20 protein-coding genes are annotated in these 18,675 nt (G+C 44.6%); 18 read left to right on the top strand and 2 right to left on the bottom strand.

Going from position 1 to position 18,675, the window contains the following annotated elements; genetic code table 11:
• Positions 1 to 70 precede the first annotated feature (70 nt).
• The 10 genes from mnmE (at position 71) to B9Y67_RS10405 (ending at position 10,303) form a co-directional block, all read left to right on the top strand.
• Positions 71 to 1,447, top strand: a complete 1,377-nt coding sequence (gene mnmE, locus B9Y67_RS10450; RefSeq protein WP_085506629.1) for a tRNA uridine-5-carboxymethylaminomethyl(34) synthesis GTPase MnmE — start codon at positions 71 to 73, stop codon at positions 1,445 to 1,447.
• A gap of 25 nt (positions 1,448 to 1,472) precedes the next feature.
• Positions 1,473 to 3,362 (top strand): tRNA uridine-5-carboxymethylaminomethyl(34) synthesis enzyme MnmG, encoded by a 1,890-nt coding sequence (gene mnmG, locus B9Y67_RS10445; protein ID WP_085506628.1) that lies wholly within the window; start codon positions 1,473 to 1,475, stop codon positions 3,360 to 3,362.
• 19 nt (positions 3,363 to 3,381) lie between these two features.
• Complete coding sequence (gene rsmG, locus B9Y67_RS10440; RefSeq protein ID WP_085506627.1) at positions 3,382 to 4,098, top strand: 16S rRNA (guanine(527)-N(7))-methyltransferase RsmG; 717 nt, start codon at positions 3,382 to 3,384, stop codon at positions 4,096 to 4,098.
• Between the two features lie 208 nt (positions 4,099 to 4,306).
• Positions 4,307 to 4,678 (top strand): CidA/LrgA family protein, encoded by a 372-nt coding sequence (locus B9Y67_RS10435; RefSeq protein ID WP_085506626.1) that lies wholly within the window; start codon positions 4,307 to 4,309, stop codon positions 4,676 to 4,678.
• Positions 4,671 to 5,360 (top strand): LrgB family protein, encoded by a 690-nt coding sequence (locus tag B9Y67_RS10430; RefSeq protein WP_085506625.1) that lies wholly within the window; start codon positions 4,671 to 4,673, stop codon positions 5,358 to 5,360. The genes B9Y67_RS10435 and B9Y67_RS10430 overlap by 8 nt, the downstream gene beginning before the upstream one ends.
• Positions 5,361 to 5,630: 270 nt before the next feature.
• Positions 5,631 to 6,509, top strand: coding sequence for a nucleoid occlusion protein (gene noc / locus B9Y67_RS10425; RefSeq protein ID WP_085506624.1), 879 nt, complete (start codon positions 5,631 to 5,633; stop codon positions 6,507 to 6,509).
• A gap of 233 nt (positions 6,510 to 6,742) precedes the next feature.
• Positions 6,743 to 7,516 (top strand): ParA family protein, encoded by a 774-nt coding sequence (locus tag B9Y67_RS10420; protein ID WP_085506623.1) that lies wholly within the window; start codon positions 6,743 to 6,745, stop codon positions 7,514 to 7,516.
• Positions 7,497 to 8,348, top strand: a complete 852-nt coding sequence (locus B9Y67_RS10415) for a ParB/RepB/Spo0J family partition protein (RefSeq protein ID WP_085506622.1) — start codon at positions 7,497 to 7,499, stop codon at positions 8,346 to 8,348. Before B9Y67_RS10420 ends, B9Y67_RS10415 begins: the two co-directional genes overlap by 20 nt.
• 103 nt (positions 8,349 to 8,451) lie before the next feature.
• Positions 8,452 to 9,594 carry an aminotransferase class V-fold PLP-dependent enzyme gene (locus tag B9Y67_RS10410; RefSeq protein ID WP_085506621.1) on the top strand — a complete coding sequence of 381 codons (1,143 nt, stop codon included), beginning with the start codon at positions 8,452 to 8,454 and terminating at the stop codon, positions 9,592 to 9,594.
• 4 nt (positions 9,595 to 9,598) lie between these two features.
• Positions 9,599 to 10,303, top strand: a complete 705-nt coding sequence (locus B9Y67_RS10405) for a DUF554 domain-containing protein (RefSeq protein ID WP_085506620.1) — start codon at positions 9,599 to 9,601, stop codon at positions 10,301 to 10,303.
• A 90-nt stretch (positions 10,304 to 10,393) separates the two neighbouring features.
• On the opposite strand, the gene yyaC is transcribed toward B9Y67_RS10405, so the two are convergent.
• Positions 10,394 to 10,993, bottom strand: a complete 600-nt coding sequence (gene yyaC, locus B9Y67_RS10400) for a spore protease YyaC (protein ID WP_085506619.1) — start codon at positions 10,991 to 10,993, stop codon at positions 10,394 to 10,396.
• Between the two features lie 93 nt (positions 10,994 to 11,086).
• On the opposite strand from yyaC, the gene B9Y67_RS10395 reads away from it, so the two are divergent.
• From B9Y67_RS10395 to serA, 8 genes are all read left to right on the top strand, one after another.
• Positions 11,087 to 12,109, top strand: a complete 1,023-nt coding sequence (locus B9Y67_RS10395) for a YkvI family membrane protein (protein WP_062443583.1) — start codon at positions 11,087 to 11,089, stop codon at positions 12,107 to 12,109.
• Positions 12,110 to 12,196: 87 nt separating this feature from the next.
• Positions 12,197 to 13,033 carry a mechanosensitive ion channel family protein gene (locus tag B9Y67_RS10390; protein WP_085506760.1) on the top strand — a complete coding sequence of 279 codons (837 nt, stop codon included), beginning with the start codon at positions 12,197 to 12,199 and terminating at the stop codon, positions 13,031 to 13,033.
• A gap of 21 nt (positions 13,034 to 13,054) precedes the next feature.
• Positions 13,055 to 13,255 (top strand): DUF951 domain-containing protein, encoded by a 201-nt coding sequence (locus B9Y67_RS10385; RefSeq protein WP_085506618.1) that lies wholly within the window; start codon positions 13,055 to 13,057, stop codon positions 13,253 to 13,255.
• A gap of 189 nt (positions 13,256 to 13,444) precedes the next feature.
• On the top strand, positions 13,445 to 14,545 hold the full coding sequence (gene ychF, locus B9Y67_RS10380) for a redox-regulated ATPase YchF (protein WP_085506617.1): 1,101 nt from the start codon (positions 13,445 to 13,447) through the stop codon (positions 14,543 to 14,545).
• A gap of 147 nt (positions 14,546 to 14,692) precedes the next feature.
• The gene (gene rpsF / locus B9Y67_RS10375) at positions 14,693 to 14,983 is read left to right on the top strand and encodes a 30S ribosomal protein S6 (RefSeq protein ID WP_085506616.1); all 291 of its coding nucleotides are present in this window, start codon (positions 14,693 to 14,695) and stop codon (positions 14,981 to 14,983) included.
• A gap of 12 nt (positions 14,984 to 14,995) precedes the next feature.
• Positions 14,996 to 15,484 (top strand): single-stranded DNA-binding protein, encoded by a 489-nt coding sequence (gene ssb / locus B9Y67_RS10370; protein WP_062443571.1) that lies wholly within the window; start codon positions 14,996 to 14,998, stop codon positions 15,482 to 15,484.
• 24 nt (positions 15,485 to 15,508) lie between these two features.
• Complete coding sequence (rpsR, locus tag B9Y67_RS10365) at positions 15,509 to 15,736, top strand: 30S ribosomal protein S18 (protein ID WP_062443568.1); 228 nt, start codon at positions 15,509 to 15,511, stop codon at positions 15,734 to 15,736.
• 477 nt (positions 15,737 to 16,213) lie between these two features.
• Positions 16,214 to 17,800, top strand: a complete 1,587-nt coding sequence (gene serA, locus B9Y67_RS10360) for a phosphoglycerate dehydrogenase (protein WP_085506615.1) — start codon at positions 16,214 to 16,216, stop codon at positions 17,798 to 17,800.
• A gap of 48 nt (positions 17,801 to 17,848) precedes the next feature.
• Here serA and B9Y67_RS10355 read toward each other — a convergent pair whose 3' ends face one another.
• Positions 17,849 to 18,664, bottom strand: coding sequence for a histidinol-phosphatase HisJ family protein (locus B9Y67_RS10355; RefSeq protein ID WP_085506614.1), 816 nt, complete (start codon positions 18,662 to 18,664; stop codon positions 17,849 to 17,851).
• Positions 18,665 to 18,675 lie beyond the last annotated feature (11 nt).

Here is an 18,675-nt window from a genome sequence, read left to right as displayed (position 1 = left end):
TGTTCTGTGGATAACTGATTTATACAGCTTTTAATATAGATGTTAACAAAGAAAGAAGGAGGTGGGCGGATTGGAAACAGATACGATTACGGCGATTTCGACGCCGATGGGTGAAGGAGCGATTGCCATCGTCCGGTTGAGTGGACCTGATGCCCTGTCAATTTCTAATGATTTATTTCAGGGGAAGGATTTGACCAAGGCTGAATCCCATACGATGCACTACGGGAAAATCATCGATCCGGAAACCGGTGAGGTCGCTGAAGAGGTAATGGTTTCGATCATGCGGGCGCCGAAGACTTTTACAAGAGAAGATGTCGTAGAAATTAACTGTCACGGCGGACTGGTTTCTGTTAATCGTGTTCTTGAAATTGTACTAGCCAAAGGAGCGCGTCTTGCCGAGCCAGGGGAATTCACAAAGCGTGCATTTTTAAATGGTCGTATTGACCTTTCACAGGCAGAAGCGGTTATGGATCTGATCCGTGCCAAAACAGACCGGGCAATGAATGTCGCCTTGAAGCAGATGGACGGCCGGTTGTCGAAGCTGATCCAAAGTCTGCGCCAGCAATTATTAGAAACACTTGCCCATGTGGAAGTGAATATTGATTATCCGGAATATGATGATGTCGAAGAGATGTCACATAACCTCATGGAAGAAAAAACGCAAGAGGTCCTCTTAGAAGTGAAAAAGCTGCTTCAGACCGCCCAGCAGGGGAAAATTCTTCGCGAAGGACTGGCGACAGCAATCATCGGCCGGCCGAATGTCGGTAAATCATCGTTGATGAATGCACTCGTCCATGAAAATAAAGCGATTGTCACAGAGATACCAGGGACGACTCGGGATGTGATTGAGGAATATGTCAATGTCCGTGGTGTCCCGCTAAGGCTTGTTGATACGGCTGGTATCCGTGAGACCGAAGATATTGTCGAACGGATTGGTGTCGAAAAGTCCCGACAGGTTTTGAAAGAAGCGGATCTGATCCTGCTTGTGTTAAACTATGGGGATGAACTGACAGAAGAAGATGAGAAACTTTTTGAAGCGGTCAGGGATTTAGATGTGATCGTCATCGTTAATAAAACCGATCTCGAACAGCGTCTGGACATGGACAAAGTCAAGCAGCTGGCACAGGAGCATCCGGTCATCACGACCGCTCTCCTGCATGAAAAAGGGATCGATGAATTGGAACAGGCGATTTCACAAGTGTTCTTTGAAGGTGAATTGGATACAGGAGATATGACATACGTGTCGAATGTCCGCCATGTGCAACTCTTGAAACAGGCGAGACAGGCGCTTGAAGATGCGTTGAATGGCATGGAAATGGGTATGCCGATTGATGTCGTACAAATAGATGTGACGCGGACGTGGGAAATTCTCGGAGAAATCGTTGGGGATACGGTCCATGAAAGCTTGATCGATCAGCTGTTTTCCCAATTCTGTTTAGGAAAATAATTATTTAAAGGAGAGACAACAACCAATGACTTACGATGCTGGACATTATGATGTGATCGTTATTGGTGCAGGTCATGCCGGGTGTGAAGCGGCACTAGCTTCTGCAAAACGAGGAGCAAAGACGCTGATGCTTACCTTGAACCTGGATTTGGTTGCTTTTATGCCGTGTAACCCGTCGATTGGCGGACCGGCTAAAGGTGTCGTCGTCCGCGAAATTGACGCGCTCGGCGGTGTTATGGGTAAAGTAATCGATAAAACGCATATTCAAATGCGGATGCTGAACACAAGAAAAGGTCCCGCTGTCCGTGCTTTGCGTGCACAAGCGGACAAACCATTATATATACAGGAAATGAAACAAATTTTAGAGAATCAGGAAAACCTGACGTTGCGCCAGGGGATGGTAGAGCGTCTCGTAGTCGAGGATGGAGAAATCAAGGGTGTCGTTACAGAAACGAAAGCAGCTTATTCTGCAGATACAGTCGTTGTCACGACTGGAACATTTATGCGCGGGAAAGTAATCATTGGAGACTTGGAATACGAAAGTGGTCCGAATAACCAGCGCCCAACTGTTTCTCTATCAGAACATCTGGAAGAGCTGGGAATTGAAATGGTTCGTTTCAAAACAGGGACGCCTATGCGTGTCAATAGCCATACGATTGATTATTCCAAGACGGAAATCCAGCCTGGCGATGAAGAACCACGGGCCTTTTCTTATGAAACGACCGAATACATCATGGATCAAATTCCATGCTGGCTCACGTATACCAATGAATACACCCATCAGATCATTGATGAAAACCTTACTCTTTCCCCGATGTATTCCGGGATGATCAAAGGGACAGGGCCGCGTTATTGTCCTTCCATTGAAGACAAAGTCGTCCGTTTCCATGACAAACCGCGTCATCAGATTTTCCTTGAGCCTGAGGGAAGGAATACCGAAGAGGTGTATGTCCAGGGGTTATCGACTTCACTTCCGGAGTTTATCCAGAAGAAAATGATTGAAACGGTGCCAGGTCTTGAAAAAGCGGAAATCATGCGTGCAGGATATGCGATTGAATATGATTCTGTCGTACCGACACAGCTATGGCCGACCCTTGAGACGAAAAAAATCAAAGGTTTGTTCACGGCTGGTCAGATCAATGGTACTTCCGGGTATGAAGAAGCTGCCGGACAGGGAATTATGGCAGGTATCAATGCAGCAGCGAAAGCGCTGGATATTGATCCATTGATTCTTGACCGTTCCCAGGCATATATTGGAGTCCTGATAGATGATTTGGTAACAAAAGGAACCAACGAACCATACCGGCTATTAACTTCCCGTGCCGAATTCCGTCTCATGCTTCGCCATGATAACGCGGATCTTCGTCTAACCGATACTGGTTATGAACTGGGTATGATTACGGAAGAACGTTATGCGAAGTTCCAGAAAAAGAAGCGACTGATCCAGGAAGAGCGCAAACGTTTAGACGGTGTCATCATCAAACCCGATGAGCAAGTTCAGCGAATTATTGAACAAGCTGGAGGGACACCGTTAAAAGAAGCGGTCCGTGCTTCTGATCTGCTGCGCCGTCCGGAAATGAACTATGAGATGATTGAAACATTGACAACTCCAGATAAAGAATTGCCTGCTGATGTTAAGGAGCAGGTCGAAATACAGACGAAGTATTCTGGCTATATAGCGAAAGCATTGCAGCAAATCGAACGCATGAAGAAAATGGATGATAAGAAAATACCAGATAACATTGATTACGATGCCATTAATGGCCTGGCGACCGAAGCACGTGAAAAGTTGAAAGAGGTTCGTCCACTTTCCGTCGGACAAGCTTCCCGGATTTCCGGTGTCAACCCATCCGATGTTTCGATTTTGCTCGTCTATATCGAACAAGGAAAAATAGCACGCGTATCCAATGAATAAATGAAGAAAGGATGGACCAATGGATAAGCATACCTTTCTAAGCAAGCTGAAGGAACAAGGAATTGAACTATCGGAACGGCAGCAGGAGCAATTCCGTAAGTATTTTGAAATTCTCGTCGAATGGAATGAAAAAATGAACCTGACGGCGATTACCGATGAAGAAGGCGTCTACTTGAAACATTTTTATGATTCCATCACTGCCGCCTTTTATCATGACTTCACGAAGCCGTTGAACATTTGTGATGTGGGAGCTGGGGCCGGTTTCCCCAGCCTTCCTCTGAAAATCGTTTTTCCGCAATTGAAAGTGACGATTGTAGATTCCTTACAGAAACGAATCACCTTTTTGAATCACTTAGCCCATGAATTAGAATTAAGTGATGTCGCTTTTTATCATGATCGGGCTGAAAATTTCGGGAAGAACAGTAAATTTCGGGAAAGTTACGATCTGGTCATGGCCCGCGCCGTTGCAAGAATGTCCGTATTGAGTGAATTATGCCTGCCCCTGACCCAAAAAGGCGGACTGTTCATGGCGATGAAAGGTCCGAATTTGTCAGAGGAACTCGAAGATGCTCAACTTGCAATCCGGACTGTCGGTGGCGAAGTAGCCGAGGTTCATACCTTTGAACTTCCGGAAGAAAATAGTGAGCGGAATATTGCTTTAATAGAAAAACGTCGTAAAACTCCTAGAAAATATCCTAGAAAAGCTGGCGTGCCTAACAAAACGCCGATTCAATAACAGGTTTAAGCAGAAGAACCTGCTTTTCCAAATCAAATAGGGTTTATGGCTACCGTACCTATTAAGGTGCGGTTTTTTCTATTAAACGTAATTGTTGATTTATATAAAAGGTTTAACCGGAAGATATATCAAGAAAAGCGTCTGGAATAGTGGATACATCCACCTGATGATATACTGAGCGAATAAATATAAAAAAGAAGGGTTTATCATGAATAAAGCAGTTACTATCATCGTACAACTCATCGGTCTATATTTCCTTTACTGGGTGGGGACAGCAATCCAGAAGGTGCTACACCTGTTTATCCCGGGCAGTGTCATAGGGCTCGTCCTCCTGTTCGCACTCCTTTCCTTAAAATTAGTATCGGAACAATGGGTACAAAAAGGGGCTGGGTTCATGATCACCCATCTTCCATTCTTCTTCATTCCGGCAACTGTCGGCATCATCAGCTATGCATACATCTTCAAAGGGAAAGGCATACTTTTGATTGGCATCGGCATGTTCAGCACGGCGCTCGTTATGGGGCTTTCTGGAGCGGTCGCTCAAAAAATGACCCGGAGAATGGAGAGGTTCTATGAATGATTTTATTATTGGTCTCACCGTCATCGTTTCGACAATACTCATCTATTGGGGATCCGTCACCTTTTATAAAAAGTGTCGTCATATCTACACCGCACCGATCATTTTGTCGACGGTAGTGACGATCGTGGTTCTGCTCATCTTTCAAATACCCTATGAAACCTACATGATTGGCGGGCAGTGGATCGACCACCTGCTCGGTCCTGCGGTAGTGGGGTTAGCATACCCGCTCTATCAGTACCGGGATATGTTAAAAAAAATGCTGCTTCCGGTAGTGACTGGAACGTTCATCGGTGCTGTCGTAGGAATCACTTCTGGACTCTTCCTCAGCAAGTGGGCGGGGTTCAGTGAACTTATTATCAACTCGATCGTTCCAAAATCCGTTACCACTCCAGTCGCCATGGCCATCGCAGACACGAGCGGCGGAGCCATGCCTTTGGCCGCAGTATTTGTCATGATTGCAGGCATCGGAGGCGTATTGATCCATCCGTTCGTTTGGCGCTATTTCCGTCTTAACCATTATATTGGGCGAGGAGTGGGTATGGGCAGCGCTTCCCATGCCATCGGTACGGCGACATCCATGGAACGCGACGACTTGGAAGGTTCTATCAGTACTATTGCCATGGTGCTGAGCGCTGTGTTCGTTTCTATTATCGCCCCGGGCCTTACCGTATTGCTGCTTTGATAAGCAGTGGAGGGAAATGGAAGAACAAGTAGAACGCAAGCTTTTTATGTTTAGATTGATTTCTATCAAACTATAAAATTTGTAAATTATCATTCGCGGTGATACTTTTAAATAGATATTTATGATAAAATAGGGAAAGAAAGTACAAGGCATACTCGTGCGCAGCAGTCTTCCGATTCTGCAGCGCTTTTTTCTATACTCAGTCATTGTTTCACGTGGAACGAACCAAATATAGAGTGTGCTTCTCGCAAAAAAAGGTGGTGTCTGAACATGTTACATCCTTTCAGTCGCTTATTTGGCCTGGGAGACAAACCGGATTCTGACGAGGAATCCGAAGCAGAGGCTTTAGACGAAAAAGATTACAATAAGGATGAAGTTATCCATATTCCCGTCAACCGTGTCCAGCCGAACCGCTATCAGCCACGGGCTGTTTTTAATGCGGAAAAAATAGCGGAACTGGCACAGACCATCCATACACATGGCATGATCCAGCCGATTGTCGTTCGTCGTCTTGACGAAGAAGATTACGAATTGATTGCCGGGGAAAGACGTTGGAGAGCCGTGCAGTCTCTTGGCTGGGAAGAAGTACCGGCTATTCTTAGAGAAATGAATGATGCAGAAACGGCATCTGTGGCTTTGATAGAAAATCTTCAGCGGGAAGAGTTATCCGTCATTGAAGAAGCGGCTGCCTATGCTCGTCTGATTGAAATCCATGAGCTGACACAAGAGGCCCTGGCACAGCGCCTTGGAAAAAGCCAATCGACGATTGCTAATAAAATGCGTCTGCTTAAGCTCCCGGAGGCTGTACAGCAGGCAATCATGGATAAAGAAATTACAGAACGGCATGCCCGCGCATTGATTGCAGTGAAAGATCCTGAGCTTCAGGAAAAGATACTTCATGAAATCATCGAAAAGCAGCTCAATGTCAAACAGACAGAAGAACGGATCAAAAAAGAAACAGAAGATAAAAAGCCAAAGAAAAAGCCACGGATGAAAGGTGTCAACAAAGACATTCGTATTGCCATGAACACGATTCGGCAATCCCTCAATATGGTGAATGATACCGGTATCAATCTCGAAACAGATGAGCAGGATCACGATGATTATTACCAGATCACCATAAAAATACCTAAGAAAAATCAAAAATAACTCCTTCATTCCCATCTTCGTAAGAAGGTGGGAATTTTTAATAGGCCCCTGGCGCCATTTGAAACAGTAAGGAAAATGATCGCTTCCCGCCTTTTTTAAAAATAAAAGTCAGAATATAGAAAAAAGTGATAGAATAGTAGTGTACACTTTATGAACGCTCACAAACGGGCGCGATGTTGGAATCGAGCCTCGACTGTTTGATATATTTTATGGAGAAATAGGTAGGTGACATCATGGGGAGAACAATCGCCATCGCCAATCAAAAGGGCGGGGTAGGCAAGACTACTACAGCAGTCAATCTTAGTGCATGCCTGGCATATTTGAACCATAAGGTACTGCTCGTCGATATCGATCCCCAAGGCAACGCGACAAGCGGTGTAGGGGTCAATAAAGGGGATGTCGACCAGTGCATTTATAATATATTGATTGAAGATCAAGGAGCTAAACAAATTCGCACTTCTACATTAGTCGAAAACCTTGATATCATTCCTGCGACCATCCAGCTGGCCGGTGCAGAAATTGAACTGGTGCCGACTATATCGCGGGAGGTAAGGCTGAAGCAGGCATTAGAGGAAGTGAAAGAGGATTATGATTACATCATAATCGACTGCCCTCCTTCCCTGGGGCTGTTGACGATAAATTCATTGACTGCCTCGGATGCTGTCATCATCCCGGTCCAATGCGAATATTACGCGTTGGAAGGACTGAGCCAATTATTGAATACGATCCGATTAGTTCAAAAGCACTTGAATAAAGACTTGATGATTGATGGAGTTTTACTGACCATGCTTGATGCGCGCACTAATCTTGGCATTCAGGTGATCGAAGAAGTCAAAAAGTACTTCCAGGAAAAGGTGTATCGTTCGGTCATTCCTAGAAACGTACGTTTAAGTGAAGCGCCAAGCCATGGCCAGCCTATCATTCTTTATGATCCGAAATCACGCGGTGCTGAAGTATATTTAGAATTGGCAAAGGAAGTGATTGCTAATGGCGAAAGGGTTAGGTAAGGGTCTCAACGCCATTTTTACTGATTTTGAAAACACGAAAGAGGAAAGCGTCAAACAGATACCAGTAAAACAGTGCCGCCCCAATCCGTATCAGCCTCGTAAATCCTTTCATCCTAAAGCAATTCAGGAACTGAAGGAATCAATCGAAGCACATGGGATCCTCCAGCCTTTAATTGTTCGTAAGAGCATCAAAGGCTATGAAATCGTTGTAGGTGAAAGGCGGTATCGGGCTGCGGATGCAGCTGGATTGGAAGCGGTACCTGCTGTAGTGAGAGAGTTAACAGATGAACAGATGATGGAGCTGGCATTATTGGAGAATCTACAACGAGAAGATTTATCACCGGTTGAAGAAGCACAGGCTTATAAGCAACTGATTCATGAACTGGGGATTACTCAGGAAACCCTGGCCAAACGGCTGGGTAAAAGCCGCTCCCATATTGCCAATTTGGTGAGGCTTTTGACATTGCCGGAGCCGATTATCAACTGGATCAATGAAGGAAAATTGTCGATGGGGCATGGCAGAGCCTTACTAGGTTTGAAGGATAAAGATAAATTGCTTCCCGTTGCAGAGAAGATTCAGAAGGAATACATGAACGTCAGACAAGTAGAACTGCTGATCACCCAATTGAATGACCAAACACAAAAGAAGAAAGAAGTAAATCGCAGTAACCAAAAGAAAGATGTCTTCCTGCAAGAACAGGAAGAAGCTTTAAGAAATCATTTTGGAACAGGCGTGACGATTCATCGAGGGAAACGAAAAGGTAAAATTGAAATAGAATTTTTCTCTGATGATGATTTGAACAGGATATTGGGGATGCTGGAAACAGAATAAAGGGGGAAGACCTGGTGGACGCCTCACGAAACCAGGTCTTTTTAGCAGTTAAAGAATATAAAGACTTAGCAACAAGCTAGTTTTACAAACAGGAGGTAGACAAATGATTTATCTGGATCAGGCAGCGTCTTCCTTCCCAAAGCCCACAAACGTAGCGGAGGCAATGGTGGAAGCTGTAAACGACTATGGTGCGAATCCGGGGCGCGGTAACCATGCGTTAGCGGACCGTGCTGCCAAAGTCATCCAAACCACACGGAAACTGCTGGCCGAGCGATTCGGGGCAAGCAATCCGAAAAAAGTGTTATTTTTCTCCAATGCGACAGGGGCTTTGAACCAGGCGATAGCGGGCTTTCCATTTTCTAAAGGAGATCACGTCATCACGACGCGGTTTGAACATAATTCTGTCCGCCGTCCGTTAGAGTATTTGAAAGAGAAGAAGAAGATTGAAGTTACCTACCTTCAAGGGAATGGAGAAGAATTGGCTGAGGATTTGAAGACTGTTATCCGTCCGGAAACGAAGTTGGTCGTCATTTCCCATGCGTCCAATATCACAGGCGAAATTGCACCCTTAAAGTCGATGATGGAAATCATAAACGAGACAGATAGCAAAGTGCTGGTGGATGCTTCCCAGACGGCGGGACATTTTCCGATACATATGAAAGAGCTTGGTATCGACATGTTGGCGTTCCCTGGCCATAAGCGGCTGCTTGGTCCCCAGGGGACTGGGGCTTTGCTTGTCGAAGGTGAAATAAAATTAGAACCGCTGGTCTATGGGGGAACAGGAAGCTTTTCCAATCTCCCTACCCAGCCGGATCGCTGGCCGGAAAAATATGAGAGTGGAACATTGAATACACCTGGAATCGCCGGATGGAAGGCGGCATTACAGGAACTGGATGAGATTAACCGTGTTTCACGTGAAACATACTTGACTATAAGGCTGATGGAAGGGTTGGCGGCAATAGAGGATGTCATCGTCTATGGACCAGGACCTGACGTTAAGCGCATGCCGGTGGTAGCCTTCAATATCGGGGATATATTTTCCCAGGAAATTGCTATGATTCTAGATTCCCACTATCAGATTGCCGTACGTGCAGGGTTGCACTGCAGTCCGACTTCCCACGATTTTTATGCCACTTCCGACCAGGGAGCTGTCCGGGCAAGCATCGGCCCTTATAACACAGAAGAAGAAATTGATCGGTTTATCCAGGCAATTGATGAAATAAGAAACGGATATATGGAGATGTAGCAATATGGTTTTATACGGTACAATAATAAATGGCGTTTGTATCATAGCGGGTACAGTACTTGGATTATTTTTCACGAAAATCCCGGAGCGATATAAAGAAACAATCATGCATGGAATTGGGCTGGCCGTCATTCTGATAGGCCTGCAAATGGGTTTCCAGACGGAGAATATAGTGGTGGTGCTATTAAGCCTGCTGACAGGAGCAATCATCGGCGAAGGCACACACCTGGAAACAAAGTTAGAAAATGTCGGCAAGTGGATCGAAAGCAAGGTCGCTAAACCAGACTCAAAATCTACGGTAGCCCAGGGATTCATCACAGCTTCCTTAATTTTCGTGATCGGTGCGATGTCGGTAATCGGCGCGTTGGACGGCGGACTCAGGGGGGATCATGAAGTATTGATCACAAAAGCGATTATTGATGGCTTCGTTGCCTTAGTCTTGACGACCACACTCGGATTTGGAGTGGTATTTTCCGTTATCCCTGTCCTATTATACCAGGGTGGAATCGCCCTATCCGCTACTCAGATTACGCACTGGATCCCGCAAAGCATGCTGGATGCGTTCATTGTTGAAATGACCGCGACCGGAGGGCTGATGATTGTGGCTATCGGTTTAAATCTATTGAATTTGACGAAAATACGTGTGGCAAACCTGCTCCCGGCCTTACTTACCGTCGGCTTCATCCTGTATATTTCTAAACTCTTTTAAATTTTTCTTTTCCTGAAAAAGGTATTGGAAAGCGTAATACGAATATAGGAAAGAAGCACCCGGTTTTTATAATCCGAATGCTTTTGCCGTTTAGTTGGTGGATGTATTACGAAAAACAGAGTTTTTAGAGGAGCGCAGCTGTAATTCTAAATCGACACGGTGGAAGACCTGGGAGACCTGTGATGCCATTTCAATGACGGTATGAAGTCTGGTGTTTTGCAGGACGAAGTATTCCATGAAGCCACCGACATTTACAATCCCACTGATGGAGACATCCCCCACTTTTGGAAGATCTTTTTTCATGGCAGCTCCTGGAGCCAGCGATCCTTTCGAGACAGAAAGAATTCCAATGGAAGAAGTTTTTCCGAGGCAGGCATCGACAGCAATGATGAATGGCCTGGTATATTTGGCACGGATAGCATCAAGCGTATCTTTTAAATTCAACGCATGCACAGGTTCAGGTAATGTTCCATAGACAGAAAAATGTTTAGGGTTATTATCCCTGATCATCGAACCGGCAACCGGACCAAATGAATCGCCCGTGGAACGGTCCGTTCCGATACATACGACGACGATTTCCCTGTCCTGGGGGAGCAAATCCAGGAGGCGTTCACTCATTTCCGGCACAACGAAAGGATCCGAGTAGAGATAGCGCGTTTCTTTATGTAAAAACCTGTCCCGAAGATTCATAGCTTCTCCTCCAAATACATATTGGTATTAGTATATAAAGTTTTTAACTTTTCTATACATACACAAAAAACGAAAAAGTGGAGGAGCGACTTTATGTTGAAATCAGGCGGCAAGTGGATGTTCTTAATCATCGGAACAATGATAGGTGCAGGGTATGCTTCGGGGCGGGAACTGTGGCAGTTTTTCGGGCATGAAAGTGGACTGGCTATCATTCTGTTCACGGTTTTATTTACGATTTGCTGCTATGTCATTTTATCCATCAGTTATGAGAAGAAATCGAGTCATTATTTACCCGTGCTCCGGGTGATCGTCGGCAAGCATCTGACAGGAATCTATGACTGGATGATCGTTTTCTATTTATTTACTACGACGGTCGTTATGCTGGCAGGAAGTGGAGCTACCTGGCAGGCCTTCCACTATTCCTACCGTTTCGGGGTACTCGCCATCGTCATTCCGCTTATTTTAATATTTATTTGGGATGTCAAAGGTATTGTATCCATTAATAGTATCATCCTCCCGCTACTGATTATCGGGTTGTTTCTTGTACTCTTATTGTTTACGCTTGACCAGGAATTGACTTTGTTCTCTCATCTTCATGAAACGAGTAACTGGATGGCGGCCTTTCCGTTCACAGCATTGAATATTCTGCCGCTTATAGCTGTACTTGGAGCGATCGGCAATCAGATGGAACAAAAAAATGAAATATGGGTGGCCAGTATCGGAAGCGGTGTTGTACTTGGTTCGATTTCTTATCTTTATAATAATAGTCTCATTCAAATATCGGAAGAAATCCTGCTATACGAAATTCCGTTGTTTGCCATTTTAAAAGGCTATCCGTTTGAAATGCTGTTATTTATGTCTGCTTTATTATGGATTGCTATTTTTACAACTGCTGCCTCGGGAGTCTTCGGTTTAATTACACGATTTCGGCGCCTATTGGACGTGCCGTTATGGATGCTTGCGATGATGGCAGTCGCATTCATGCTCCCATTCACCTCTTTCGGCTTTTCAACCTTGATAGAATATCTGTATCCCTTGTATGGAATTCTGAATTTATATGTCCTGTCATCACTTTTGTTGTATCCAATCGTGAATCGCTATAAAATGGATACATGATTATGTAAAATAACAAAAGTATCTCTAGGCAGGAGGGTCGTTGTGGAATTCTTTACTGAGCAATGGAATGCACTACAGGACTATATCATGCAGCCAGATGTCTGGATAGCAATGGCAAAAGGTTTGCTGCGGATTATTATGATTGTAGTCGTGTCCTTAACTATTATAAAAGTTGCCAAAAAAGTCGTCCTTAAATATTTCAGTGAAAAAAGAAGAGGGCCCTTCAGCATTCCGCGCAGGCGGGAAGCGACCCTCGTCAAACTCGTTGAAAATACATTGACCTATATTGTTTATTTATACGCCCTGATGATGATTCTGGAAACATTCGGATTCAATATCGGTGCATTACTTGCAGGTGCCGGGGTTGCCGGTCTTGCCATCGGTTTCGGTGCACAAAACCTGGTACGGGATATCATCACCGGCTTCTTCATCATTTTTGAAGATCAATTTTCTGTCGGTGATTTCGTTAGAATTTCCGGTATTGAGGGCTTTGTCGAAGAGATTGGGCTGCGTACTTCCAAGATAAAAAGCTGGACAGGTGAGCTTCATATCATTCCTAATGGAGCAATTACACAAGTAACTAACTATTCCATCCATAATAGTATTGCTGTGGTGGATGTAAGCATTGCTTATGAGGAAGATATCGATCAAGCAGAAAAAGTGATTGCTGAGCTTTTAGAAGAGTTACCGGAAAAATATGAGATGTTGGTTTCGGTACCAGAATTGTTAGGTGTTCATAATTTAGCTGCCTCAGATGTGCAGATACGGATAATTGCTGAAACCTATCCAATGGAACATTGGGCGATTGGTCGTGCAATTAGAAAAGAAGTTAAAAACCGACTGGATGAAAAAGGAATCGAGATTCCTTTCCCTCGACTTGTCATGTATTCTAGGCATGAACAAGAATCACAGAAGAATGTTTAATGGAATGGAGGAAGAAAGCTCATGGCTAAGAAAGATTTCCAATTGAATGACGTAGTAGAAATGAAAAAACCTCATCCATGCGGGGAGAACCGCTGGAAAATCATCCGTATGGGGGCGGACATTCGCATTAAGTGCATGGGCTGTGACCATAGTGTGTTAATTCCTCGCCGACGCTTTGAATCGAAGCTGAAGCGTGTATTGGAACGTGCGGAAACCGAATGATCAAAAATATTAAAAGCCGTTAGAATCGCCGTGAAAAATTACATTTTCTACGTATGACTTTTCAAAAACAGGGGCTCCGGATGCCCTTGTTTTCTATTTTTCTGGCACTTGTGTTTTAGTGAATCAGTAACTTATAATTGGTATGACTAACGTACATGTATGTAAATCCTTAAGGAGTGAAAGTCTTTTATGGCATTAACAGCTGGAATCGTCGGCTTGCCCAACGTAGGCAAATCGACTTTGTTTAACGCAATTACACAAGCAGGCGCAGAGTCTGCCAACTACCCGTTTTGTACTATAGATCCGAATGTCGGTATCGTGGAGGTCCCTGACGCTCGTCTTGATAAACTGACAGAGCTTGTCAAACCGAAAAAAACCATACCGACTGCTTTTGAATTCACTGATATCGCAGGTATTGTCAAAGGGGCGAGTAAGGGGGAAGGACTGGGGAACCAATTTCTTTCTCATATCCGCCAGGTAGACGCTATCTGTCATGTCGTCCGAGCATTCCAAGATGAAAATATCACCCACGTATCCGGTCAGGTCGACCCGATCAGTGATATTGAAACAATCAACCTGGAACTGATCCTCGCAGATTTAGAAACCGTTACAAAGCGCATGGACCGTGTTGCCAAGATGGCTCGCCAAAAAGATAAAGAAGCGGTAGCAGAATATGATGTGCTATCAAAATTGAAAGATGCTTTTGAAGAAGAGCAGCCGGCACGTGCTGTCGAGTTTACAGATGAGCAGCTAAAAATCGTGAAGGGCCTTCATTTGCTGACGATAAAGCCTATTCTTTATGTCGCCAATGTCAGTGAAGACGAAATCGGTACCGATGCGGACAACCCTCAAGTAGAAAAAATCCGCGAATATGCCGCTAATGAAAATGCCGAAGTCATTGTGGTGTGTGCCAAAATAGAATCCGAGATTGCTGAACTTGATGGCGAAGAAAAACAGGAATTCCTCGATGATCTAGGAATTGCTGAGTCCGGTTTGGACCAGTTGATCAAAGCCACCTACAACCTGCTTGGCCTGGCAACTTATTTCACAGCTGGCGAGCAGGAGGTACGGGCGTGGACATTTACATTAGGAATGAAAGCCCCGCAGGCTGCCGGAATCATTCATACTGATTTTGAGCGGGGATTCATCCGTGCAGAGACCGTATCGTATGATGATCTGGTTGAAGCAGGATCCATGGGTGCTGCCCGTGACAAAGGAAAAGTCCGTCTCGAAGGAAAAGATTATCTCGTGAAAGATGGCGATGTCATCCACTTCCGTTTTAATGTATAAGCGTAGATTCCGTTTCCCACGTTAAATACTGTTGTTTTTTGTATAATCGTTTGGTATAATACAACATTGTGAGTAATTAACGATAAATTACTCCTTGCTCCTTTTTATAGAAAAGGAGCCGCTAAGTCCACAAGGAGGTGAAAACGGATGAGAAATTATGAAATCATGTACATCATCCGCCCAAACATCGAGGAGGAAGCTAAAAGTTCACTAGTTGAGCGTTTTAACGGCATCCTTACTGATAATGGTGCGGAGGTTGAAAAAGTTGAAGAGCTAGGCAAGCGTCGTCTTGCTTATGAAATCAACGACTACCGTGACGGTATCTATGTAACGATCAACTTCAAAGGTGATCGTGACGCTATCAATGAGTTCGATCGCCAGGCGAAGTTCTCTGATGATATTATCCGTCATATTGCTGTACGCGAAGATGACCAATAAGGAGTGATTCTGATGTTAAATCGTGTCGTATTAGTCGGCAGATTAACGAGGGATCCGGACCTACGCTATACACCAAACGGGGTGGCAGTTGCCAACTTCACCATCGCGGTCAATCGTCCTTTTTCCAATCAGCAGGGTGATCGGGACGCTGACTTCATCAACTGTGTCGTTTGGAGACGCGCTGCCGAGAACCTCGCGAACTTCATGAACAAAGGAAGCCTCGTAGGTGTCGATGGAAGATTGCAATCCCGGAGTTTTGACAACCAGGAAGGAAAGCGCGTATTTGTTACAGAAGTTGTGGCAGACAGTGTGCAGTTCCTGGAAAGCAAAGGTTCTTCCCAAGGGGGAGGACAAGGTTCAGGTGGATTCCAGCAAAATCAGAATCCTCGTCAAAACGATTTTGGTGCAAACCAAAATAACAATAACAATAATCGAAATGAAGACCCATTTGCAGACAGTGGGGAACCAATAGATATATCAGACGATGATCTACCATTCTAAAATCAAGTAAGGAGGGAATATCACATGGCACGTCGCGGTCGCGCAAAGCGCAGAAAAGTGTGTTTCTTCACAGCGAACGGAATTACACACATCGACTATAAAGATGTTGACTTGCTAAGACGTTTCGTTTCCGAGCGTGGAAAAATTCTTCCTCGCCGTGTAACTGGAACTTCTGCTAAGTATCAACGTAAATTGACTAAAGCAATCAAGCGTGCTCGTACAATGGCTCTATTGCCATATGTAACCGAGTAAGCCTGACAAAACCTCTGACCGAAGGATCCACCCTTCCGTCAGAGGTTTTTTATTTCAATCTCATTATTGATTTTTACATATAAGCTCCCTTTTCTTGAAGGCTCAGTTTCGAGATAAATTGTTTCCGTTACGGTAGTAACGGCAGGGAGGTCCGGTAAATCACTCGCTTTCCATGGGCGTACGGTGAGCTTCCCCACAGGAAAGCGAGTAGTTTCCCAGCCACCCCTGACGCTATTATAGTAAAGAACCCTCACTATTTTGAAACTGAGTCTTCCACAATTCGGCCCTATTGTTGAATAAGCCTCTTAAAAAAAGTAAAAGGTTGCAACAGAAACGATGAAAGCGCTTAGAAAGCAGGAGGAATTGTTTGAATAGATTGACAAATAGGGAGGGTTTGTTAGGATAGAAAATATTATTCACTTTAGTGATGGAAATTACTGAAGGAAATCCGGTATAGAGTAGAAAGGAGACAGGGTAATGAGTTTTCGTGTCTTGATTTGTGACCCCCTTAGCGAAGAGGGCCTCACCCCCTTGAAAAATGCAGAAGATATTGAGGTCATCAACACACCTGGTATGGAACATGAGGAATTGCTGGAAAAAGTGAGTACTGTGGAGGCATTGATTGTCCGCAGTCAAACGCGTATTTCCCGGGAAATTGTCGAAGCAGCACCAAATTTGAAAGTGATCGGACGTGCAGGCGTCGGGGTCGATAATATCGATTTGGATGCAGCGACCGAACATGGAGTTATCGTCGTCAATGCCCCAGATGGCAATACCATTTCTGCTGCAGAGCATACGATGGCAATGCTCATGTCATTGGCACGGAATATCCCTCAGGCTTATAACCTGTTACGTAAAGATAAATGGGAACGAAAAGCGATGATTGGTGTTGAATTGAAAGATAAGACTCTTGGTATTATCGGTCTTGGCCGGATTGGAGCAGAAGTAGCACGTCGTGCGAAAGGCCAGCGGATGAATGTCATTGCCTATGATCCATTTCTCACAAAAGAGAAAGCTGAAAAAATGGGTGTCGATTACGGCAGCGTAGAAGATGTGCTGAAAAAAGCTGACTTTATCACGCTCCATACACCTTTGATGGAAGAAACAAGACATATGATTAATCGGGAAGCCTTCCAGCTGATGAAGCCTTCAGCAAGAATTATCAACTGTTCCCGGGGTGGAATTATTGATGAAGATGCTCTCTATGATGCAATTGTTGAAAAACAGATTGCCGGTGCTGCTTTGGACGTATTTGAAGAAGAACCTGCAATTGGTCATAGACTGCTGGAATTGGATGAAGTCATTGCTACTCCCCATTTAGGTGCCAGCACAATTGAGGCCCAGGAAAATGTTGCAGTTGATGTCAGTAAAGATATCGTTCATATCCTTCGTGAGGGTAATGCTCGTAATCCGGTGAATATCGCGTCTGTTTCTGAAGAAGTGATGGAGCAGCTTTCTCCTTACTTCACACTATCAGAAAAACTTGGCCAATTTATTTCTCGTTTAACCAAAGGAGTTTTAGAAAAGGTCAATATTTATTATGCAGGTGAGTTGGTCGATCATGAAACCAACCCGTTGACCCGTAACACTATCAAAGGAATCCTGCGTCTGCATTTAGGTTCTCGAATCAATGAAGTTAATGCTTTTATGGCTGCTGATGAACGTGGAATCATCATTAACGAACAAAAAACAACCCATTCCCGAGGTTTCACGAATCTTATTACAGTAGAAATCCAAACGAATGAGGAGACACGCTCGGTATCCGGAACATTGCTGAACGGGCTTGGGCCACGAATCGTCAAGCTCGACCAATACTCTGTCGATGTCCTGCCAGCTGGTAACCTGGTTGTCATCCGTCACCACGATAAGCCAGGGGCAATCGGGAAAGTAGGTAACTTACTAGCGGAAGATCAAATCAACATCGCCACTATGCAGGTGGGACGTACAGACCTTGGTGGACATGCGGTAATGGTATTGACGGTCGATAAACCATTAGAAGAAGCTTGCACGGAAAAGATCAGTCAGATGGAAGAAGTCCGTCAGGTTCATAGTTTACAGTTATAAAAATATCCCCACAGCTGAGCAATATGCTCGAGCTGTGGGGATTGTTTTTTAATCTAATGGAACAGTTTTCGAAGAGCGGTGGGAAAATACGTGCACCTTATCATAACCGACGGAGCGCGCAAGTTCCACTGACTGATCATAGGCATATCCGATATGGTCGGGCTTATGGGCGTCAGAACACAATACGATTCCTACGCCTGCTTCATAGCACTTTTTCAAGAGCACCGGGTCCGGGTAGATCTCTCCTACCGGCTTTCTTAAACCGGCAGTGCTGATTTCAATACAAGTGCCGGAATCTGCAAGTGCTTTTACAGCACGGTCATATTGCTCATGTAGAAATTCTTTATCATCCGGCCAATAAGAAAAGATTTTGATTAAGTCGATATGGCCGACAAAATCAAACAGTTTCGATTCGGCCAGGGTAACGACCTGGTCAAAATATTGCCGGTAAGCTTCTTTGATATCTCGTTTTTCATATTCATCACGAAATGTTGCCAGATCAATTCCCCAATCACCGATCCAGTGGACAGAACCAATGACGTAATCGAACGGGTGTGCATCGATAAAGGCTTTCATCTCTGCTTCTTTCCCTGGCGTATAATCCATTTCTATCCCCATTTTTACAGGTAAGCCTTCTTTTTCTGCTTCATCGAATAAAGCCTGATAATCTTTGAAATCAAGACCGCGGCGGTTATCGATCCATGGATTGGAAATGATGTCCTTCGTTTCCTTGAAGAAATAGGCATGTTCTGAGATCCCCAGCTCTTCGATTCCCTCTTTTTTTGCCTTAGTCAGGTACTCTTTTAAATAATCGGTGGAAAATTCGCCTGTTTCGTGCATATGTACATGATAATCGGTCCGCATCATTTGCCTCC

Origin of the sequence: Thalassobacillus devorans, from assembly GCF_900176565.1 — a bacterium.
GTDB lineage: Bacteria > Bacillota > Bacilli > Bacillales > Halobacillaceae > Thalassobacillus > Thalassobacillus devorans_A.
This window is presented reverse-complemented; position numbering and strand designations above follow the sequence as displayed.